Raw genomic sequence first — 20,735 nt, forward strand, 5'->3', positions numbered from 1 at the left:
GCCGGTCGACAGCCGGAGTCCGGCGGGGGCGGGTCGCACGGCGGCCCGCCCCCGCCGGCGTTCCGGCGCCGACCACCGCCGCCGCTACGACCGCCGTTACGCTCGCAGTTGGTGCTCGATCGGGCCCGCGAGGTCGAGCAGCCGCTCGTCGGCGCCGGGCATCGCCACGCACTGCAGGCCCAGCGGGAGGCCGTCCAGACTCCCGGCGGGCAGGGTCAGGGCCGGGGCGCCCGCGTAGCTCCAGGGCAGCGACATCACCGCGTCGCCGGTGCTGTCCAGCCCGCGCGGGGCGGGGCCGGTGGCCGCCGGGCTCAACCACAGGTCGATCCCCTCGGCCTCGGTCAGCGCGACCAGCCGCCGCCGGAAGCCGTCCCGGGCGTGCAGCGCCGCCGTGTGGTCGGCCGGGTCGATCTCGTGCCCGCGCCGGATCGCGGCGGCCGTCTCCGGCCGGTAGAGCGCGCCGAAGCGGGCGAACAGCCCGGCGTGCGCCCGGGCCAGCTCGAAGCGGTTGATCACCCGCAGGTGCCGGACCAGGTCCTCGAAGTCGTCCGGCAGGTCGAGCTCGCGGACGGTCAGCCCACCCTCGCGGAGCCCGGCCAGCGTGCGGTCGAACTCCGCCCGGGCGGCCGGCTCGGTCCGGTCCAGGTACCCGCCGACCGGCACGGCGCAGACCGGCGCCCGCCCGGTGTCGCTCGGCCGCCAGCCCTCGCACAGCACGGCGGCGGCCAGTCGGGCGCCCGCCAGGTCCGAGGTGAACAGGCCCACCGTGTCCAGGCTCGGGGAGTGCGCGATCACCCCGTCCACCGGGATCCGGCCGTAGCTCGGGCGAAAGCCCACCACTCCGCAGTAGGCGGCCGGCCGGATCACCGAGCCGACCGTCTGGGTGCCGATCGCCAGTGGTACCAGTCCGGCGGCGACGGCCGCGGCCGAACCGCTGCTGGAGCCTCCGGGGGTGTGCGCGGGATCGTGCGGGTTGTGGGTCGGACCCGGGGCGCGCACCGCGAACTCGGCCGTCACGGTCTTGCCCGCGATCAGCGCGCCGGCCGCCAGCAGCCGGCCGACCAGCGAGGCCTGCGGGCCGGCGAGCACACCGGGCGGCAGCGCCGAGCCGGCGTGGGTGGGCAGGGAGTCGACCCGGATGACGTCCTTCACCCCGACCGCCACGCCGTACAGCGGCCCGCGCGCCGCCGGGTCGAGGCGCTGGGCGGTCCGGGCCGCCCCGGCGAGGCGCCGGTAGCGCCCCGGCTCGGGGACGAACGCCCCGACCATCGGGTCCAGCCGGTCGATCCGGGCGCAGAGCCGCTCCACGTGCTCGTCCAGCGATGGCCGGCCGGACCGCAGCGCGGCGGCCTCGGGCAGCAGCGCGATCATCGGCTCCATGCCGTCAAGGTGCCGGCGGGACGCCGCGCGGGTGCCCCGGGGCCGCTGTCACTCGTGCTCGCTCGGCAGGTAGGGAGCCTCCCGCAGGAAGAGCGCCCCGCAGCTGTGGCAGTGCAGATCCGGGTGCTCGACCCAGTGGCTGGCGTCGCGGGTCTCGGCGGCCGGATCCAGCTCCCGGCCGCACATCGCCACGGTGGTGTCGCCGCGGACGATGTGCCACGTCCGCACCTCGCCCGACGCCACACCCGCCGGACCGTACTCGGCACGCATCTGATGAATCATGGGCACCATGCTCCGAGTGCTCCGCGGGGCGGGCAACTCCTGGGGCGGCGCGGCCGCCGTCAGGAGGCGCGCAGCAGGGCGTCGTCCTGCCACTTGAGGACCTTGTCGAAGCTGACGATCGCCCCGCGCAGCGGGTGGTTGCGCAGCTGGACGTGGTCGGTGAGGGCGTGGATCAGGAACAGGCCGCGGCCGCTCTCGGCGGTGAGGTCCGGCAGGGTGTCCAAGTCCGGGGCGCGGACCAGGGCGGGGCGGCCGGCGGGCAGCACATGCGTGTCGTACGGGGCGGGGCGGTCGGCCGGGCGGGAGCGGTGGGCGGCCAGGATCCGGGCCGGCAGCGAGGCGCGGCCGCGGCGGGTGCGGCACCGCCCGGGCGGGCGGACCGCGGACGGCGCGGTGCCCGGGCGGCGCAGCGGCGGGACGGCGGGCGGCGCGGGGGCGGCGATCGGCGGCAGGCCGGGGCCCGAGTCGACCACCTCGATGCGCAGCCGGTCGCCGGTGATCGAGGCGGTGACCTGGAAGCCTTCGTCGGGGCGGCCGGTCACGGCGTGCTCGACCGCGTTCGCGCAGGCCTCGGTGAGGGCCACCCCGAGGTCGAAGGCGATCTGAGGGTCCACACCGGCGGAGTCCATCGCGCCGAGCAGGATGCGCCGGGCCAGCGGCACGCTGGCCGGGTCGCGCTTGAGGTGCAGAGTCCACCAGATGTCCACGGGAGGTCCCTCCTGGCTGCGGCTCCACATACAACTAGGTATCTCCGACCGATCCGGCACCGAACCGTCCGTCGGGGGCCGGACCACCCGTCCGGCGGATGGACTGATGTGGGGTCCTGTGCCGAGCGGCGCATTGGGTGGCGCGCGCGCCGGGCCGAACGGGGCAATCGGATGTATTTCCGATCCTGACCTCTTCCCGGGCCGGGCTCCGGGGTAGTGCCGACCCTCCCTCGGGCGCCGCGGTGGGCGGTGAGATGATGGCCCGGCCATGACCGACCGCCACGCCGCCCCGCGCCGAGGAGCCGCCGGACCCCTGACCGGGGTGCCGACCGCTGCCTGGGATCTGCGGTTGGCGCGGGCGGTGCCGTTCGCGCTGGTCTGCACGCTGATCGCCGCGGCCGGGCACGCCCTGGTCGGCGGCGGCGAGGTGACCTCGACCGCGCTGGCGGCCGGGTTCGCGGCGGTCTGCGCCGCCGGGTTCCTGCTCGGCGGGCGGGAGCGGTCGATGGCCGCGATCGCCGGTGCCCTCGGGGTGGGCCAGCTCGGCCTGCACCTGCTCTTCCACTCCCTGGCGGCCGCCGCCGGGACGAGCGGTTTCGCCGCCTCGACCGCCCGGATGGCCGGCATGGTGGGGATGGCCGCGGCGCACCCGGCCGGAGCCGGCACCACGCTGCCCGAACTGGCCGGCCGGCTGATCTGCGACGACCGACCCGGCAACGGGCCCAGCGCCCTCCCGCTCGGCAGTACGGCCGAGCAGGTGGTGCGCGCCGCCGGCCTCGACCCGCAGGCGTACGCCACCGGCTCGCACGCCGGTGGGGCGCATGCCGCGGGGGTGTTCGGCCTCAGCCCCTTGATGCTGCTCGGCCACCTGGCCGCGGCGGTACTGGCCGGTTGGTGGCTGCGGCGCGGCGAGCAGGCGCTGTGGCGGCTGCTCAAGCTGGCGGCGGGTGCCGCACAGGAGTGGGCGATACCGCTGCGCCGCGCGCTCGCGCTGGTGGCGGCGGTGCTGCTGGGGCCGCTCGCGGGCGGCCCGGAGCGGGTCCGGCCGGGTGGGCCGGCCGAGGACTGGCGGCTGCCGGGTGCGGCCGCCCTGCGGCACAGCGTGCACCGGCGGGGCCCGCCGGTGGCGGCCTTCGCGCGCTGATCGGGAGCCGTCCGACGTCCTCGCGACGTGGCGGCCCGGGCGCGCCCGCGCGCAGCCGTACCCGAGAGCGGTACGGCGCGTTCCGAGCCTTGGCCACCCGGCACCGGTGCCGCCGCGGATGCGGCCCGCACGTGTGCCCGTCTCCCCCATGGAGCAACCAGATGCGTTCCCTTCCTGCCCGTCGGATCGCCGGGATCGCCGCCGTCGCGGCCTCGACCGTCCTCGCCCTGGCCGCCCCGGCCTTCGCGCACGTCACCGTGCAGCCGGGCAGCGTCCCGCAGGGCGGCTACTCCGCCGTCGCCTTCCGGGTGCCGAACGAGAACGACAACGCCGCCACGGTGAAGCTCGAGGTGAGCCTGCCGATGGACCACCCGATGGCGTCCGTGCGCACCGAGCCCGTCCCGGGCTGGACCGCCACGCTGGAGAAGAGCAAGCTCGACAAGCCGCTGAAGTCGCACGGCCAGGACATCAACGAGGCCGTCTCGAAGATCACCTGGACCGCCAACGAGGGCACCAAGCTCGGCCCCGGGCAGTTCCTGGACTTCCGGGTCTCGCTGGGCGCGCTGCCCGCCGACACCGACAAGCTGACCTTCAAGGCGCTGCAGACCTACGACAACGGTGACGTGGTCCGCTGGATCGAGGAGGCCAAGGACGGCCAGCCCGAGCCGGCCAAGCCCGCCCCCGTGCTGACCCTCACCCCCGCCGCCAAGCCCGCTGCCGGATCGACCGCCTCCCCGGCCGCCGCGGACCACCACGCCGGCGACGCCGCCGGCGGCGACCAGGCCGCCGGGAAGGCCGGCGCCGCGTCGGACGACTCCACCGCCCGGACCCTCGGCGTGGTCGGCATCGTGGTCGGCGTGATCGGCGCCGCCCTCGGCGTGGCCGGCCTGCGTCGCAGGAGCAGCGGCTCCGCCTCCTGACCCTGGTCGGCGGGGGCCGCGTTCCCCGGCCCCGGGCACCCGCCCGGGAGCGGACCGCGGCCCCCGCCGGCGACACTCGCGCACGATCGGATCACTCCCATGGCACGTACGACGTCCACCGCGAAGCCCCGCCCCTCCACCAGGTCCCGGCTGCTGGGCGCCGCCGCGCTCGCGCTGGCGGGCGCGATCGCGCTGACCGGCTGCGGCTCCTCCGCAGCGGGGAACGCCGGCACCAACGCCGACGGCACCGTCAAGATCAACAAAGCGGGCGGCAGCTCCCCGTACCAGGGCAGCGTGCTGAAGCGGCACTTCGACAAGCCCGATCTGACGCTCGGCGACACCAGCGGCCAGCCCTTCGACCTGCGGGCCCGGACGGCGGGCACCGCCACCCTGCTGTTCTTCGGCTACACCAGCTGCCCGGACGTCTGCCCGACCACCATGGGCGACGTCGGCGTGGCGATGTCGAAGCTCCCGGCGGAGGACCGCAAGAAGATCGACGTGGTCTTCGTCTCCACCGACCCCGCCCGGGACACGCCCACGGTGCTGCGCACCTGGCTGGACTCGATGGGCAAGGACTTCATCGGCCTGACCGGCGACCTGGAGAAGGTCAAGGCCGCCGCCAAGTCGCTCGGGGTGCTGGTCGAGGACCCGATCGTGAACGCGGACGGTTCGGTGACCTCCTCGCACGGCGCGCAGGTGCTCGCCTTCCTGCCCGGCGACGACAAGGCGCACCTGCTCTACATGAGCAACACGCCGGTCGAGACCTACACCCACGACCTCGCGTTGCTGGCCAGGGGGGTCGCCGCGTGAGCCGGGCGTTCCGCCGCAGCGCGCTGGCGGGCGCGGGGCTGGCCACCGCGCTGACGGCCGCGGCGATACTCGTCGCCTGCGGGTCGGGCGGCCCCGGGGGCCCGGACGGCTCGGACTCGGGCTCGGCCAGGGGCAGTGCCGGGCTCGCGGCCGGTACGGCGGGCGGCGCGGGCGCCAAGCTGGTCGTCTCCGACCCGTACATCCCGCTGCCGGCCGTCTCGGGCGGGATGGGCGCGGGGTACCTGACGGTGCGCAACGAGAGCGGCGACGCCGACCAGTTGGTCAGCGTGTCCAGCCCGGCCGCCACCTCCGTCACCCTGCACCGCTCGACCGAGACCACCATGCAGGAGCTCACCAGCCTGCCGGTGCCGGCGCACGGCTCGCTGGAGCTGGCCCGGGGCGGGAACCATCTGATGATCATGGGCTGGCAGCAGCCGCCCGCGGTCGGGGACGAGCTCGAACTCGACCTCACCTTCGCCAGGAGTGGCACGATCTCGGTCAAGGTGCCGGTCAAGCCGCTCACCTACCGACCGGGGAGCTGACGGATGCTGGGGATGCCACTGAGGTCGAGGCGGGATGGGGCGGGGGGAACCGTCCAGGTGCGGGGCCTGGGCCTGGGCCCGGTACGGGGCACGGGACGGGGCCCGGTACGGGGCCCGGTACGGGGCTCGGTACGGGCTCGGATCGGCGGGCGGGCGCTGGCGGTCGTGCTCGGGATCGTCGCGGCGCTGCTGATCGGCGGGGCCGGGACGGCGTCCGCGCACGCGACGCTGGTGAGGACCGACCCGGCGCAGAACTCCGTGGTGCCGACCGCACCCTCCAGCGTCACCCTGACCTTCAGCGAGGGCGTCTCGCTGTCGGCCGACTCGGTACGCGTGCTGGACCCGACCGGCCGGGCCGTCGACTCGGGCGACCCCGCGCACCCGGACGGCAAGTCCGACAGCGCCCGGGTCAGCCTCAAATCCGGCCTTGCCAACGGTACTTACACGGTCGCCTGGCGCGCCGTCTCGGAGGACTCGCACCCCGTCGGCGGCGCGTTCACCTTCTCGATCGGCGCCCCCTCCGACACCTCGGTCTCCGCCTCCAGCGTCCAGGGCGCCGACGCGGACACCACGGTGGCCGCCGCGTACGCCACCGCCCGGACGGTCGCCTACGCGGCCTTCGCGCTGCTGGCCGGCACCGCCGCGTTCGTACTGCTGTGCTGGCCGGCCGGTGCGGCCGTCCGCCAGGTGCAGCGGCTGCTGATGACGGGCTGGATCGCGCTGCTGGTCTCCACCGTGGCGGTGCTGCTGCTGCGCGGCCCGTACGAGCGGGGCACCGGCATCTCCCAGGCCTTCGACCTCTCGCTGGTCCGCAGCACCCTGGACGAGCGGATCGGCACCGCGCTGGCGGCGCGGCTGCTGTTGCTGGCGGCGGGCGGGGTGTTCCTGTCGCTGCTGGTGGGGCAGTTGGGGCAGCCGAACGGGGCCGGGGCCGGACAGCCGGGGGCTGCCGGCGCCGGCGCCGGTGCTGGTGCAGGTGCAGGTGCAGGTGCTGGCGGGGCGCAGGACGCGGACTCGGAGGAGGCCGAGCTGCTCCGGCTGGAGCGGCGTGCGGCCGAGCGGCCGCTGCGGGACGCCCGGCTCGGGCTCGGGATCGCCGGCCTGGTGCTGGCCGTCGCGCTGTGCGCCACCTGGGTCGGCGCGGACCACTCCGCGGTCGGCATCCAGGTCTGGCTGGCGCTGCCGATGGCCGCCGTGCACCTGCTGGCCATGGCGGTCTGGCTCGGCGGACTGGCCACGCTGGCGGTCGGGCTGCGCCAGGGCATGGGGCTCGCCGCCGTCGAACGCTTCTCCAAGATCGCCTTCGGCTGCGTCACCGTGCTGGCCCTGACCGGCCTGTACCAGTCGTGGCGCGGGCTGGGGAACTGGTCCGCACTGGTGGACACCGAGTACGGACGGCTGCTGCTGATCAAGATCGGCTGCGTCGCCGCCATGGTCGGGGTGGCCTGGATCTCGCGCTCCTGGATCGCCCGGCTCCGGGCGGTACCGGAGCTGGAGCTGGAGCTGGAACTGGAGACGGTCGCGGATGCGGGCACGGTCGCGGATGCGGGCACGGTCGCGGATGCGGGCGCCCGTACGTCGGGCGAAGCCGCCGAGGAAGGTGCTGGCGACGCGGGCACGGATCCGCTGCGGCAGGCGCAGTTGGCCCGCCAGCGGGCGGCCCGGGCGGCCGCGAGCAGCCGGCGGACCAAGGACGGCACGCCCGCCCGGGCCGGACTCCGGCGTTCGGTCCTGGTGGAGTCCGCGGTCGCGGTGGCGGTGCTGGTGGTGACCACGATGCTCACCAACTCCCCTCCGGGGCGGGTGGCCTCGGCCATCGCGGCGAACGAGCAGTCCGCCTCGCAGGCTCCGGCGCCGGGCGCGAGCACCGCTCCCGGGCGCACGATCGAGCTCAAGCTGCCGTACGACACCGGCGGGCGGACCGCCAACGCCAAGGGCACCGCGACCGTCGCCGTCAACCCCGCCGCGACCGGCGGCAACGCGGTGCAGCTGAAGCTCGACGACGCCGCGGGGAACCCGACCGAGGTCCCCGAGCTGGAGCTCGCCTTCACGCTGCCGGACCGCGACCTCGGGCCGCTGCCGGTGGCGCTGAAGGCCGAGGGCACCGGCCGCTGGTCGGGTACGGCGCAGCTGCCGCTGGCCGGGAACTGGGTGGTCTCGGTGACCGTGCGATCCTCGGACATCGACCAGGTGACCGCGGTCCAGCAGCTGAAGATCGGGTAGCCGCAGCCGCGACCACGTTCACGGTCGGGTGAGCATTCATGAGTTGGTGAATACTCACCAGACCGTGAATGTTGGCCCGACTGTGAACGCTTGCCATGGCGTGAACGTCCGCCCATCCGTGAACGGTCACCCGACCATGAACGCTCACCTCGCCGTGAGCGTGCGCCGATCGGTGAATGCCGGCCCGGACGCCGACGCTCACCACCCGGTGAACAGTCACACATCAGTGAACGCTTGCGAGTTGGTGAACAGTGGACCAGACAGCACACCCGGCAGCACACCCGACAGCGGAGACCTCCCCGGCAGCAGCCTCCCGAGGCCTCTCGCGCCGCGCGCTGCTCGGCGGCGCCGGGGCCGGCCTCGCGGTCGGCGCGGCCGGCGGGGCCCTGGGCACCCGGGCACTGACCGCCGACCAGCCCGCCGCGCCCCCCGCGTCCGCGCTGGGCACGGCGGCGGTGCCCTTCCACGGCCGGCACCAGGCCGGCATCCTCCAGCCCCAGCAGGCACGGGTCCAGCTCGCCGCCTTCGACCTGACCGACAACACCGGCCGGGACGGTCTGCGCACCCTGTTGCAGACCTGGTCCGCCACCGCCGCCCTGCTGGCCGAGGGCAAGCCGGCCGGCGAGCACGAGAACCAGATCGCCCTGGACGCCGGCCCCTGCGCGCTCACCGTGACCTTCGGCTTCGGCTCCTCCCTGTTCGACCGCACCGGACTCACCGAGCACCGCCCGCCCGCGCTCGCACCGCTGCCGGACTTCCCCGGCGACGCGCTCGACCGCTCCCGCGGCGACGGCGACCTCTGGGTCCAGATCGGCGCCGACGACGCGCTGGTCGCCTTCCACGCCCTGCGGGTGCTCCAGCGCCAGGCCGCCGGGCTGGCCACGCTGCGCTGGCAGATGGCCGGCTTCCACCGCACCCCCGGCGCCACCCCGCACCCGATGACCGGGCGCAACCTGATGGGCCAGGTCGACGGGACCAACAACCCGAAGCCGGCCGAGCCCGACTTCGCCGCCCGGGTGTTCGCCGACGGCCCCGGGTGGCTGGCCGGTGGCTCGTACGCGGTGGTGCGCCGGATCCGGATGCTGCTGGACAACTGGGAGAGCCTGCCGACGGAGCGCCAGGAACGGGTGATCGGCCGCCGCAAGTCGGACGGCGCCCCGCTCTCCGGCGGCCCCTCGGCCACCGAGTCCACCCCGGTCGCCCTGGACGCCGTCAACCCAGACGGCTCGCTCGCGGTCGCCGCCGACGCGCACATCCGGGTCGCCGCCCCAGCCTCCAACAGCGGGGCGGCGATGCTGCGCCGCGGCTTCTCGTACCACGACGGGCTGCTGCCGGACGGGTCGCTGGACGCCGGGCTGCTGTTCATCGCCTTCCAGGCCGACCCGGCCCGCGGGTTCGTCCCCGTGCAGCGCAAGCTGGCGAGGGGGGACGGGCTGTCCCGCTTCCTGCGGCACGAGACGAGCGGCCTGTACGCGGTGCCGCCGGGGGCGCCGGCCGGCGGGTACGTCGGCCAGGCCCTGCTGGAAGGCTGAGGGCTACGGGCTACGGAGCGAGCAGGCCTGGTGTCCACCGCCGGTGTCCACCGCCGGTGCCCACTGTGCGGAACGCGACCGTGCCCCCGGGCCCGAGTGACTAAGGTGGCAAGTCGAGTACTGCTCTGCACCACCCGCGCGCACGGAGGCTGCGATGTCCGCGACCCGCTACACCTACCTCGGGCCCGCGGGCACCTTCACCGAGGCCGCGCTGCGCACGCTGCCGGAGGCGGCCACCCGCGAGCTCGTCCCGCTCGCCTCGGTGCCGGCCGCGCTGGACGCCGTCCGGGCGGGTGAGGCCGCCGGGGCCTTCGTCCCGGTGGAGAACTCCGTCGAGGGCGCGGTGACCGCGACCAGTGACGAACTGGCCTCCGGCAAGCAGCTGATGATCTACCGCGAGGTCCTGCTGCCGATCGCCTTCGCCCTGCTGGTCCGGCCGGGTACCGCGCTCACCGACGTCAAGACCGTCACCAGCCACCCGGTGGCCCAGCCCCAGGTGCGCCGCTGGCTGGCCGCCAACCTGCCGGACGCGCAGTGGGAGTCGGCCGCCTCGAACGCCGACGGCGCGCGGCTGGTCCAGGAAGGCCGGTTCGACGGCGCCTTCGCGGGCGAGTTCGCCGCTCCGCTGTACGGGCTCGACGTGCTGGTCAACGACATCCACGACGCCGCGAACGCGACCACCCGGTTCGTGCTGGTGGGCCGGCCCGGGCGGGTCTCCTCGCCGACCGGTGCCGACAAGACCTCGATGGTGGTGTGGCTTCCGGACGACCACCCCGGTGCGCTGCTGGAGCTGCTGCAGGAGTTCGCCGTCCGCGGCATCAACCTGATGCGGATCGAGTCCCGGCCCACCGGGGAGGGCATGGGCAACTACTGCTTCCTCATCGACTGCGAAGGCCACCTCAGCGAGCGCCGGGTGAGCGAGGCACTGATGGGTCTGAAGCGGATCTGCCCGCAGGTGCGATTCCTCGGCTCCTATCCGCGCGCGGACAAGGGCACCCCGAAGGAGGTCCGGCCGGGCACCTCGGACGCCGAGTTCGTCGCGGCCGCCGACTGGCTCTCCCGCTGCCTGGACGGCCGCGGCGAGGTCTGAGCCGCCGCGAGGTCCGAACCAGCGCGCCCACCGCGAGTACCGGTCGGTAACCGCTGCTCGCAGTCGCCACCAATTGGTCGCTTTCTGTTCAGATCTGCCGTTATTCGACGCGCTGGTACGTTCACCCGCGTGGTGCAACCGGCCCCCGCAGGGGCCACCGGGCCCCAAACCAGGCGGTCCGGCGCCCGACCCCCCGTCGTCCACAGGCCCGGTCCTCCATCCACAGGATGTGCGGATCGGAAGTTATCCACAGCCCTGGGGATGAGTCGACAAAACGGCATAGCTACAGTCGCACCCACTCAGATCATCAGCTAGCGACACACGGGTGACTAATCGGACCAGAGTCACCCTTAAGCCGATAGATCACCCGTCCGAGCGAGCGAATTAGCTCAGTCCAGAAGGCTTATCGAGGTTTAAAACCTGAATTCCTCGAGTCGACGCGCCTCGATCCTGGACTTCTCCGCCATCCACAGGCGGCGGGCCGAGCCTGTGGAAAACGCCGCCACAGCCGCTCCCTCCCGGCAGTTATCCACAGGATGGCGGCAGTTATCCCCAGGGCGACCTACACCCCGCCCGACCCCGCCCCGGCGGCGCCCTAGCCCTCCCCAGCCCTTCCCGGCCCTCCGTGGCAAACCGTTTCCTGCTGGGCTGCCTCTCCCCGGTAGGCTGACCCCCGTGATTGACCTTCGCCTGCTTCGTGAGGACCCAGACCGAGTGCGCGCCTCGCAGCGCGCCCGTGGCGAGGACGTCGAGCTCGTCGACGCCCTCCTCTCCGCCGACGAACGGCGCCGGTCCTCGGGCAGTCGCTTCGACGAGCTGCGCAACGAGCAGAAGACGCTCGGCAAGCAGATCCCCAAGGCCCAGGGCGACGAGAAGGCCGCCCTGCTCCAGCGCACCAAGGTGCTGGCCGACGAGGTCAAGGCCGCCGACGCCGAGCAGTCCGAGGCCAAGGACGAGGCCGAGCGGCTGCTGCGCTCGCTCGCCAACCTGATCGACCCGGCCGCGCCGGTGGGTGGCGAGGAGGACTTCGTCACCCTGGAGGAGATCGGCACCCCGCGCGACTTCGCGGCCGAGGGCTTCGAGCCCAAGGACCACGTCGAGCTGGGCCAGCTCCTGCGCGCGATCGACACCGAGCGCGGTGCCAAGGTGGCCGGCGCCCGTTCCTACTACCTGACCGGCATCGGCGCGCTGCTGGAGCTCGCCCTGGTCAACATGGCGATGGCGCAGGCCGACGCGGCCGGCTTCACCCCGATGATCACCCCGGCCCTGGTCCGCCCGGCCGCCATGGACGGCACCGGCTTCCTCGGCCAGGCCGCGGAGAACGTGTACCACCTCGCCGAGGACGACCGGTACCTGGTCGGCACCAGCGAGGTCCCGCTGGCGGCGTACCACATGGACGAGATCCTGGACGCGGACAAGCTGCCGCTGCGCTACGCGGGCTTCTCCTCCTGCTTCCGCCGCGAGGCCGGGACGTACGGCAAGGACACCCGCGGCATCATCCGGGTGCACCAGTTCGAGAAGGTGGAGATGTTCGTCTTCACCACCCCGGAGGAGGCCGAGGCGGAGCACCGCCGCCTGCTCCAGTGGGAGAAGGACTTCCTCAACGCGCTGGAGCTGCCCTACCGGGTGATCGACGTCGCCTCCGGCGACCTCGGTGCCTCGGCCGTGCGGAAGTTCGACATCGAGGCCTGGATCCCGACCCAGGGCAAGTACCGCGAGGTCACCTCGACCTCCAACACCACCGAGTACCAGGCCCGCCGGCTGTCGATCCGGATGCGCGAGGAGGGCAAGGTCCGTCCGCTGGCCACCCTCAACGGCACCCTGGTCGCGGTGCCCCGGGTGATCGTGGCCCTGCTGGAGAACCACCAGCAGGCCGATGGTTCGGTGGTCGTCCCGACCGCGCTCCGGCCGTTCCTCGGCGGGCGCGCCGTGATCGAGCCGGCCAAGTAACAGCAACCGCGGCGGCACTGCCGCTGCAGCACCACAACTCCTTGGAGATGCACGGAAGATGAGCACGCCCGGCCCCAGCCCCGCCTCCTCTTCCGAGAACCCTCCGGGCGCCGTGGGTGGCGACCTGCCGTACCGGCTGGTCGCCACCGACCTGGACGGCACGCTGCTGAACACCGCCGAGACGGTGTCCGCGCGCAACCTGGCCGCGCTGGCCGCCGCCACCGCGGCCGGCGCCCGGCACATCATCGTGACCGGCCGCTCGGCCGGCTGGGCCCGGCCGGTCTTCGACGAGATCGGCTACACCGGCCTGGCGGTCTGCGGGCAGGGTGCCCAGGTGTACGACGCCGGGGCGCACAAGCTGCTGACCTCACTCACCCTGGACCGGCAGCTGGCCGCCCTGGCGCTGGCCAAGATCGAGGCCGAGATCGGCCCGCTGGTGGTGGCCGCCAACCAGGACGGCCTGGACGGCGAGGTGCTGGCGGCCCCGGGCTACCAGCTGAAGATCGGTTCGGACCTGCCGGTCCGCCGGGTGGCCGCCGATCAGCTGCTCACCGCCCCGATCAGCAAGCTCTACGTCCAGCACCCCGAGCTCGGCGACGACGCGCTCGCCGAGGTCGCGCACCGGGTGGCCGGCACCCTGGTCGGGGTGACCATGGCCGGTCCGGGCATCGTCGAGATACTGCCGCTCGGCCTGACCAAGGCCACCGGCCTCTCGCTCGCCGCCCGCCGGCTCGGGGCGACGGCCGCGCAGACGATCGCGTTCGGCGACATGCCCAACGACATCCCGATGCTCAACTGGGCCGGGTACGGGGTGGCGATGGCCAACGCGCACGAGCAACTGCGCGCGGTCGCCGACGAGGTGACGGTGAGCAACGACGAGGACGGCGTGGCGGCCGTCCTGGAGCGGCTGTTCGGCACCGCCTGACGGCTGGGACGACGACGCCTGACAGCAGGCGTCCACAATCACGGCGACGGGCGCCGCACTCCGAGGAGTGCGGCGCCCGCTGCCGTTCGGGGAGCCCGGAAGCCGGAAGCCCGGACGGCCCGGGGCCGTCAGCCGAAGGAGACGTTGGAGCAGGGGTCGTCGTCGGCCGAGCGGGCCTCCTGGGCGACCGAGCTGGGCAGCGGACCGGGGGCCGTCGAGCCGCCGCCCGCGGCCGCGCCCCCGTTCGCGGCGGCGTAGTCCTGCCCGAGCACCAGGCTGATGCCCGCCTTGGTGCCGGCCTCCAGGGTGGCACCGGGGAAGAGCGAGGCCACCGTCTGGGCGTTGGCCTTCTCGCCGGGGCCGTACTGGACCACCGTGGTGGCGTGGTTCTGCTGGGCGGCGTTGGCCGTCGCGGTGACGGTGAACTTCGACGCCTTCAGCGCGGCGGACGCCTTGGTGGTCAGGCCCGCGGTGGTGGTGCCGTTGAAGACGCCGACCTTGATGCCCGCGCCCTTCACCGTGCCGGGCGCCGGTGCCTCCGCGGCCGGGCTGGGGCTGGCCGGGGCGCTCTCCGCCGGGGCGGCGGTGCCGCCGCTGGCGTCCTCGCCGTCCAGCGTGCGGTCGGCCTTCAGCGCCGTCCAGAGCTGGGTCACGTCGGGGTAGACGAGCGCGACCCGCTCCTTGTCGAACTTCCACGGGGTGGTCAGGAACTTGATGTTGTGCAGGTCTATGTCCTTCATCGACATCGCGAAGGACAGCAGCTTGGCCGCGCTGTTGAGTCCCTCGTCCACCAGCAGCGACTTGGTGGCGGCGTCGGCCAGCGGGAGCAGCGTGGTGGGGTTCATCCCCGCGCCCTTGACCTGCTTGATCAGCGAGGACATGAAGGCCTGCTGACGCTTCATCCGGCCGATGTCGGAGCCGTCTCCGATGCCGTGCCGCAGTCGGACGTAGTCCAGCGCGGCCTGGCCCTCGACCTTCTGCTCGCCCTTCGGGTAGAGCTGCTTGCCCTTGTGGCCGAGGTTGGGGTTGAGGTCGCCCTCGTAGATCGCGTTCGGCAGGCAGACGTTGACGCCGCCGACGGCACTGGTCATGGACGCGAAGCCGGAGAAGTTGACCACGATGGTGTGGTCGACCCGGATGCCGGTGAGCTTCTCGACCGTGTTCTGGGTGCAGGCCGGGTTGCCCTGGTCGGAGTTGCCGACCGAGAAGGCGCTGTTGAACATCACCCCGGTCTGCTGCTTGGTCCACTTGCCGCTGGGCAGCTTGCACGGCGGGATGTCGACCAGGGCGTCGCGGGGGAAGGAGACGCCGACGGCGTGCTTGTGGTCGGCGTAGACGTGCAGCAGCATCGTGGTGTCGGAACGGGCGCCGCCGTCCTCGCCGCCGCCGAGGTCGCGGTTGCTGCCGTCCCGGGAGTCCGATCCGATCAGCAGGACGTTGATCGGCGTCCGGCCCTGGGCGTCCGGGGCGGCGGCCGGCGGCCGGTCGGAGCTCAGCTGGTCGTTGCCGAAGAACTGGATGTTGCCGTTGAGCTTGAGGTAGACGGCGCCACCGGCGGCGGCGACCAGGGCGACCGCGCCGACCGAGATCCAGGCGATGTACTTCTTCTTGCTGCGCGGCTTCTTGCGCCCGCGGGCGGCCGCGCGGCCACCGGGCGGCGGGGTGCCCGGGCCACCGCCGGAGCCGCCCCGGCCCTGCTGGGCCCGGCGGGCCTCGGCCCGGCCACCGGAGCGGGGCTGCTCGCTCTCGCCCTGCTCGGGTCTGCGCCGCCGCTGCCCGACCACGGAGGGAGCGCCGGAGGGTGGGGCGTCGTCCCGGTGCGGGGCGTCGTCCCGGTAGTCGCCGCCCTGGTCCGGGGCGTCGTCGCGCCACCAGCCGGCGTCCTGGTCGGACGCCCCCGCCCTCTGGCCTGCCATGCGTACACCCTTCACCGACGGCAGCAACACGAAGCCTCAGCAGCGCACCGAGTGCAGTACCGACGCGTAGAACTTCTGCGGAGCATATAAAGGCATCATTGTGGAGTCACGGGCTGGGCCTGAGATGCCCGTCTCAGCCTGGTCCGCGGGTGCCTCCAAGGGCCGTCAGCCCTCGAAGAAGTCCTCGATCAGTTCCTCCGCGACCTCGCCGAGGACCAGGCCGCCGACCAGGCCCGCCGCGGCGCCGGCGGCTGCCGACCCGAAGCCGTGCCCACCGTGCCCGCCATGCCCATGGCCGCCGTGGCTGCCATGGCCGCCGTGCCCGCCGTAGCCGGCGGCCACCTGCTGGAGCCAGCCCTCGACCACGGCGGTGAGGTCCTGCTCCGCGGCCGCGTGCTCCAGCTGGTGGCGGTGGATGACGTCGCCGCCGCGCTTGTCGAACTCCAGCACCACCTCGGTGCCGGCCTCGGTGGCGAGGAAGGTCAGCTCGACCGCGTGGCAGAGCGTCGCGTACTGCGGTGCGGCCGCGAACTCGATCTCCTGGTAGAACGGCAGCCGCTGGGCGCTGCCGCGGATGTGCCCGGCCTCCAGGTCGGCGCTGCGCAGCCGGAAGCCGAGTGCGGTGAAGGCGTCCAGGACGCGCTGCTGCACCGGCAGCGGGGCCACCCCGAGCGGGTCCGCGTCGCTCTTGTCGCGGGCGCCGCTGATCTCCAGCTCGGTCCGCACGCCGACGGCCATGCCGGGGGGCTGCCAGCCGGCGAAGCTGGTGATCGGGGTCTCGTACGGCACCGTCACGCTGAACGGGACCGAACGCCGCTCGCCGGCGGCCAGCCGGAACGGTGCGCCGACCGCGTACCGGGCGAACGGGGACAGGCCGGTGCTCTCCCCCTCCTCGTGCTCGATCTCCACCCGGGCGACCAGGGTCAGTGTGATCCCGGTGACCTCGGCGTCCTGCGTCCCGCCGACCAGGTGCACCTGCCCCTGGAGCGGCCGGCCGGGCTGGACGACCGGCGTGGACAGCACCGTGTCGACGGTGGGGCCACCGACTCCGAGCGCGCCTAGCAGCTTCTTGAACACCATGAGGTCTGACTCCAGGACGGGTGGAAGGCGGGCAGCGGAATGCGGACAGGGGCGATCGGAGAAACGCAGCCCGCGCTTGGGCGGTTCCCGCCACCTGTGTCAACGGATCGGGGAGGACTCTACGTTCGGGCCGGCCGGACCGGGCCGGGCGGGACGGTGCGGCCGGGGCCGTCCGCCGCCGTCGCCGCAGGCTGTGGCCCCGAGGACAGCCCCTCGGGGCCTCCTGCGGACCACCGGCGTCAACCGGGAGCCGGAGCAGAACCCGGACGGGGGATGCGGCGCCAGCGCTTGACGATGAAGGCAGTTGTAGGATGACCGGGCAAGCACTTGTAGGATGACTGCCGATCGACCCCGTACCCGCCGCCCGCCCTGGAAGGACACGCCCGTGACCGGCAACGACGGACTGCAGGCCGCCGGCCGGCGCTCCCTGGTGGACGCTGCGATCGAGCAGCTGCGGGAGCAGCTGAGCGCGGGGGCCTGGCCGGTGGGCTCGAAGATCCCGAGCGAGCACGAGCTGGCGGAACGGATGCGGGTCGGCCGCAACACCGTGCGGGAGGCGATCCGGGTGCTGGCGCACGCCGGCATGCTGGTCTCCCGGCAGGGCGAGGGCACCTTCGTCCGGAGCACCAGCGACCCGGCCGCCGTGCTGCGCGGTGTGCAGCGCTCCGGGGTCCGGGACGTGCTGGAGGTACGGGCCGCCCTGGAGGCCGAGGCGGCCCGGCTGGCCGCCGTCCGGCACACCCCGCAGGACATCGCCCGGATGCGGTCGGCGCTGGCCCGGGAGGCCGAGGTGCTGGCCGCCCACCCCGAGCGGGCCGGCCGGGAGGCGACGGTCGAGCACGACCTGGAGTTCCACACCGCCGTGGTCGAGGCCGCGCACAACCCGGCGCTGACCGAGGTCTACCGGTACTTCGGCGCCTCGGTGCGGGAGTCCATGCGGGCGGCGTTCGGCGACCACGAGATGCCCGAGGTGGTGATCGCCACCCATGAGGCGCTGGTCGCGGCGATCGAGAGCGGCGACCCCGAGCGGGCCGAGGCCGCGTGTCGGGCGCTGCTCGCGGAGCCGACGGCCGCCGTGGAGCAGCTGCTCGCCGCCATCGCCGCCCGGAAGTGAGCCGGGGCCGTTCCCGGCCCTTGCCGCACTCCGTCCGCCGCAGTCTTCCCCCGTTTCAGAGAGAGCACCTCGTCATGTCGGTCACCCGGGCCCAGCAGCCGGTTGCCATTCCCTCGGTCCGTACCCGCACCAAGCTCGCCCACCCCGCGCTGTTCCTGACCGGCATCGTGCTGGTCGCGCTGAACATGCGGGCCTGCCTGGCGGCGGTCGCGCCGGTGCTGGCGGAGATCCAGCAGACCTTCCACCTGTCCGCGACGGCCAGCGGCCTGATCACCACCGTGCCGGCGCTGTTCCAGGGCGTCGGCGCACCGCTCACGCCCCGGCTGACCCGGCGGTTCGGCACCGAGCGGGTGGTGCTGGGCGCGGTGCTCACGCTGGGCGCCGGTGTGCTGGTCCGGGTGCTGCCCTCCGCGCTGGCGCTCTACCTGGGCTGCGTGGTGATCGGGGTGGCGATCGCGGTGCTGAACGTGTCGATGCCGGGCCTGGTGAAGCGTGAGTTCCCGGCCCGGGCGGCCGCCGCCACCGGCCTGTACTCGACGGCGACCCTGGTGGGCGCCACCCTGGCGGCCGCCTCGTCGGTGCCGCTGGAGCAGGCGCTCGGCGGCGGCTGGCAGGCCTCGCTCGGGGCCTGGTCGCTGCTGGCCGTGGTGGCGGCGCTGGCCTGGCTGCCGCAGGTGCTGCGGTCCCGGCAGGCGGCCGGGGCCGCCCGGCCCGGCGCGGTCAGCCCGGCCGCACCGGCCGGCCGGCCCACCGACGGGATCTGGCGCTCGCCGCTGGCCTGGCAGATCAGCGGCTTCATGGGGGTCTCCTCGCTGCTGGTCTACATCCTGGTGGCGTGGCTGCCGACGATCCTGGCCGACCACGGGATGGACCGCGGCGAGGCCGGCCTGGTGTTCGCCTTCAGCAACCTGCTGCAGGTGGCCGGCGCCTTCCTGGTGCCGCTGCTGGCCGGCCGGATGACCCGGCAGCGCGGGCTGGCCGTGGCGATGGCCGGGCTGAACGCGGCCGGCATCGCCCTGCTGCTGCTCGCGCCGGTGTCCGGGGCGTGGGCCGCGGCGGCGGTGCTGGGGGTCGCGCAGGGCGGTTCGTTCGGGCTGGCGCTGGCGTTCATCGTGCTGCGGACCGACACCCCGGCGGGGGCGGCCCGGCTCGGCGGGATGAGCCAGGCCGTCGGCTACCTGGTGGCGGCCTGCGGGCCGGTCGGCGCGGGTGCGCTGCACCAGCTGACGGGCGGTTGGACCGTGCCGCTGGCGCTGATGCTGGCGCTGGCCGGCGCGGCCGCGGTGGCGGGCTGGGGCGCGGGGCGCAACCGCACCCTGTGACCGCCGGGGCCGCGGTCTCGTGGCCGGCGCCCGGGCTCACTCCTCCGCGACGAGGGTGAGCCCGGCCAGCTTGACCGAGGCGAGCACGGTGGCGCCGAGGGCGACCAGGATCAGCAGCGGGACGGCGGTGCCGAGGGCGACGTCGGCGCTGATCGCGCCCTCCCCCGCGATGGACTTCGCCACCGACAGGCCCCACTGCTGGATGCTCAGCGTGCGGGCGCCCTCGACGTAGTTGCCGACCAGGCTCTCCCAGACCAGCGCGTAGCCGAGGCCGGCCACGACGGCGTGCCGGGTGACGACGCCGAACAGCAGGAACAGGGCGCTGTAGACGGCTCCGGAGGCCAGCGCGCCGACCGCGTAGCCGACCGCCAGACCGTCCTGGGTGCCGTAGAGGATCAGCCCGGCCAGCAGGGTCGGCACGGCGGCGAAGGCCCAGGTGGTGGCGATCGCCACGGTGAGCTTGGTGATGATGATCTGCCAGCGGGGCAGCGGCTTGGAGAGCAGGTAGACGATCGAGCCGTCGTCGATCTCGGTGGCGATCACGCCGGTGCCGACCACCAGGCCGAGGATCGGGACCAGGGTGCCCAGCGCGAGCTGGCCGAGGATGTTGACGGCCAGGTCGTGCCGGTCCTGGCCGGCGCTGCGGGCGAGCAGCGAGATCGCCAGCAGCACGGCGGGGACCACCAGCAGCAGGACGCCGCGGCGGCGGCCGAGCAGGCCGCGCACGGTCAGCCTGGCGACGGTCGGGTTCACGATGGGTTCCAGCCCTTCTGGCGGGTGTTCTGACGGCCGGTGGGGTCCGGCGCTCGGGCTCGGAGCGGGCCCGGAGCGGGCTCGGAGCGGGCTCGGATCGGGTGCCCGGGTGCCCGGGCTCAGGAGGAGACGAGGTAGGAGAAGACGCTCTCCAGCGACTCGTCCGCCGGGGAGACGGTGTACAGCCGGATGCCGGCCTGCTGGGCGACCTTCGGCAGCAGGGTGGTGAAGCCCTGGAAGTTGACCGCCTGGATCCGCAGCGCCTTCTCCTGCGGGTCGAGTTCGATCCCGGCGGTGGAGCCGTCCGCGATCAGGGCGGCCGCCAGCCGGCGGTCGTCGCTGGAGCGCACCAGGTAGCGGTGCGGACGGTCGGTCATCAGCCGGCGGATCCTGCGGAAGTCGCCGGAAGCGGCGTGCCGGCCGGCCACCACGACCTCGATGTGGCGCGCGAGTTGCTCGACCTCCTCCAGGATGTGCGAGGAGAACAGCACCGTACGGCCTTCCGCGCCGAAGCCCCGGAGCAGCTCCATCAGCTGGAGCCGCTGGCGCGGGTCCATGCCGTTGAAGGGCTCGTCGAGCAGCAGTACGGCCGGGTCGTGGACCAGGGCGGACGCCATCTTGACGCGCTGTTTCATGCCCTTGGAGTAGGTGCCGGTCCGGCGGTCCTGGGCGTGCTCCATCTCGACCAGCGCGAGGGCGCGGCGGGCGGCCCCGCCGGGGTCGGGCAGGCCGTGCAGTTCGGCGTTGGCCAGGACGAACTCCCAGCCGGTCAGGTAGTCGTACATCGACTCCCGCTCGGGCACCAGGCCGATCTGCCGGTACACCTCCTGATTGCGCCAGATCGGCGCGCCGTCCAGGGTGACCTCGCCGGCGGACGGGCCGAGGAAGCCGCTCATCATGTGGATGAGGGTGGACTTGCCGGCGCCGTTCGGGCCGAGCAGGCCGGTGACGCCGGGGCCGATCTCCATGCTGATGTCGTTGACGGCGACCACGTTGCCGAACCAGCGGGAGACCTTGTCGATCGTGATGACGGCCATGACGGGCT

The 20,735-nt window shown here is 74.0% G+C and carries 18 protein-coding genes; 11 read left to right on the plus strand and 7 right to left on the minus strand.

Features of this window, described 5'->3' with window-relative positions; genetic code table 11:
• Window positions 1-96: 96 nt before the first annotated feature.
• The 3 genes from AB0K43_RS06225 to AB0K43_RS06235 all read right to left on the minus strand — a co-directional run bounded on the left by AB0K43_RS06225 (window position 97) and on the right by AB0K43_RS06235 (window position 2,369).
• The gene (locus tag AB0K43_RS06225; protein ID WP_363636332.1) at window positions 97-1,380 is read right to left on the minus strand and encodes an amidase; all 1,284 of its coding nucleotides are present in this window, start codon (window positions 1,378-1,380) and stop codon (window positions 97-99) included.
• 48 nt (window positions 1,381-1,428) lie between these two features.
• Window positions 1,429-1,650, minus strand: a complete 222-nt coding sequence (locus AB0K43_RS06230) for a hypothetical protein (RefSeq protein ID WP_363636334.1) — start codon at window positions 1,648-1,650, stop codon at window positions 1,429-1,431.
• Window positions 1,651-1,721: 71 nt separating this feature from the next.
• Window positions 1,722-2,369 (minus strand): ATP-binding protein, encoded by a 648-nt coding sequence (locus tag AB0K43_RS06235; protein ID WP_363636336.1) that lies wholly within the window; start codon window positions 2,367-2,369, stop codon window positions 1,722-1,724.
• Window positions 2,370-2,637: 268 nt separating this feature from the next.
• Here AB0K43_RS06235 and AB0K43_RS06240 point away from each other — a divergent pair, with 268 nt between their 5' ends.
• The 9 genes from AB0K43_RS06240 (at window position 2,638) to AB0K43_RS06280 (ending at window position 13,505) form a co-directional block, all read left to right on the plus strand.
• Window positions 2,638-3,513, plus strand: a complete 876-nt coding sequence (locus AB0K43_RS06240) for a hypothetical protein (protein ID WP_363636338.1) — start codon at window positions 2,638-2,640, stop codon at window positions 3,511-3,513.
• A gap of 161 nt (window positions 3,514-3,674) precedes the next feature.
• Window positions 3,675-4,433: a YcnI family protein gene (locus AB0K43_RS06245; protein WP_363636340.1), complete on the plus strand. Its 759-nt coding sequence runs from the start codon at window positions 3,675-3,677 to the stop codon at window positions 4,431-4,433.
• Window positions 4,434-4,532: 99 nt separating this feature from the next.
• Entirely contained in the window at window positions 4,533-5,243 is a 711-nt protein-coding gene (locus AB0K43_RS06250) for an SCO family protein (protein WP_363636342.1), read from the plus strand.
• A complete protein-coding gene (locus tag AB0K43_RS06255; RefSeq protein WP_363636344.1) occupies window positions 5,240-5,785 on the plus strand; it encodes a copper chaperone PCu(A)C in 546 nt (181 codons plus the stop codon). The genes AB0K43_RS06250 and AB0K43_RS06255 overlap by 4 nt, the downstream gene beginning before the upstream one ends.
• Before the next feature lie 165 nt (window positions 5,786-5,950).
• Window positions 5,951-8,008, plus strand: coding sequence for a FixH family protein (locus AB0K43_RS06260; RefSeq protein ID WP_363636346.1), 2,058 nt, complete (start codon window positions 5,951-5,953; stop codon window positions 8,006-8,008).
• A gap of 251 nt (window positions 8,009-8,259) precedes the next feature.
• A complete protein-coding gene (efeB, locus tag AB0K43_RS06265; protein ID WP_363636348.1) occupies window positions 8,260-9,540 on the plus strand; it encodes an iron uptake transporter deferrochelatase/peroxidase subunit in 1,281 nt (426 codons plus the stop codon).
• 154 nt (window positions 9,541-9,694) lie between these two features.
• Entirely contained in the window at window positions 9,695-10,630 is a 936-nt protein-coding gene (gene pheA / locus AB0K43_RS06270) for a prephenate dehydratase (RefSeq protein WP_363636350.1), read from the plus strand.
• 675 nt (window positions 10,631-11,305) lie between these two features.
• Window positions 11,306-12,580, plus strand: a complete 1,275-nt coding sequence (gene serS / locus AB0K43_RS06275; protein WP_363636352.1) for a serine--tRNA ligase — start codon at window positions 11,306-11,308, stop codon at window positions 12,578-12,580.
• A 112-nt stretch (window positions 12,581-12,692) separates the two neighbouring features.
• A complete protein-coding gene (locus AB0K43_RS06280; protein ID WP_363636354.1) occupies window positions 12,693-13,505 on the plus strand; it encodes an HAD family hydrolase in 813 nt (270 codons plus the stop codon).
• A gap of 128 nt (window positions 13,506-13,633) precedes the next feature.
• Here the strand turns inward: AB0K43_RS06280 and AB0K43_RS06285 are convergent, their stop codons facing one another.
• Window positions 13,634-15,421 (minus strand): LCP family protein, encoded by a 1,788-nt coding sequence (locus AB0K43_RS06285; RefSeq protein ID WP_363636356.1) that lies wholly within the window; start codon window positions 15,419-15,421, stop codon window positions 13,634-13,636.
• 165 nt (window positions 15,422-15,586) lie between these two features.
• On the minus strand, window positions 15,587-16,501 hold the full coding sequence (locus AB0K43_RS06290; protein ID WP_363636358.1) for a sporulation protein: 915 nt from the start codon (window positions 16,499-16,501) through the stop codon (window positions 15,587-15,589).
• A 385-nt stretch (window positions 16,502-16,886) separates the two neighbouring features.
• Here AB0K43_RS06290 and AB0K43_RS06295 point away from each other — a divergent pair, with 385 nt between their 5' ends.
• Window positions 16,887-17,615: a FadR/GntR family transcriptional regulator gene (locus tag AB0K43_RS06295; protein WP_363636360.1), complete on the plus strand. Its 729-nt coding sequence runs from the start codon at window positions 16,887-16,889 to the stop codon at window positions 17,613-17,615.
• A gap of 74 nt (window positions 17,616-17,689) precedes the next feature.
• Entirely contained in the window at window positions 17,690-18,937 is a 1,248-nt protein-coding gene (locus AB0K43_RS06300; RefSeq protein ID WP_363636362.1) for an MFS transporter, read from the plus strand.
• Between the two features lie 36 nt (window positions 18,938-18,973).
• On the opposite strand, the gene AB0K43_RS06305 is transcribed toward AB0K43_RS06300, so the two are convergent.
• Window positions 18,974-19,693: an ABC transporter permease gene (locus tag AB0K43_RS06305; RefSeq protein ID WP_363636732.1), complete on the minus strand. Its 720-nt coding sequence runs from the start codon at window positions 19,691-19,693 to the stop codon at window positions 18,974-18,976.
• A gap of 116 nt (window positions 19,694-19,809) precedes the next feature.
• Window positions 19,810-20,727 (minus strand): ABC transporter ATP-binding protein, encoded by a 918-nt coding sequence (locus tag AB0K43_RS06310; RefSeq protein ID WP_363636364.1) that lies wholly within the window; start codon window positions 20,725-20,727, stop codon window positions 19,810-19,812.
• Window positions 20,728-20,735 lie beyond the last annotated feature (8 nt).

This window comes from Kitasatospora sp. NPDC049258 (assembly GCF_040678895.1).
Lineage (GTDB): Bacteria > Actinomycetota > Actinomycetes > Streptomycetales > Streptomycetaceae > Kitasatospora.

Coding starts and splice junctions, on each gene's coding strand:
- AB0K43_RS06225 (WP_363636332.1), bottom strand. CDS start 1,380: ATGGAGCCGATGATCGCGCTGCTGCCCGAGGCCGCCGCGCTGCGGTCC.
- AB0K43_RS06230 (WP_363636334.1), bottom strand. CDS start 1,650: ATGCGTGCCGAGTACGGTCCGGCGGGTGTGGCGTCGGGCGAGGTGCGG.
- AB0K43_RS06240 (WP_363636338.1), top strand. CDS start 2,638: ATGACCGACCGCCACGCCGCCCCGCGCCGAGGAGCCGCCGGACCCCTG.
- AB0K43_RS06245 (WP_363636340.1), top strand. CDS start 3,675: ATGCGTTCCCTTCCTGCCCGTCGGATCGCCGGGATCGCCGCCGTCGCG.
- AB0K43_RS06250 (WP_363636342.1), top strand. CDS start 4,533: ATGGCACGTACGACGTCCACCGCGAAGCCCCGCCCCTCCACCAGGTCC.
- pheA (WP_363636350.1), top strand. CDS start 9,695: ATGTCCGCGACCCGCTACACCTACCTCGGGCCCGCGGGCACCTTCACC.
- AB0K43_RS06285 (WP_363636356.1), bottom strand. CDS start 15,421: ATGGCAGGCCAGAGGGCGGGGGCGTCCGACCAGGACGCCGGCTGGTGG.
- AB0K43_RS06290 (WP_363636358.1), bottom strand. CDS start 16,501: ATGGTGTTCAAGAAGCTGCTAGGCGCGCTCGGAGTCGGTGGCCCCACC.
- AB0K43_RS06300 (WP_363636362.1), top strand. CDS start 17,690: ATGTCGGTCACCCGGGCCCAGCAGCCGGTTGCCATTCCCTCGGTCCGT.
- AB0K43_RS06310 (WP_363636364.1), bottom strand. CDS start 20,727: ATGGCCGTCATCACGATCGACAAGGTCTCCCGCTGGTTCGGCAACGTG.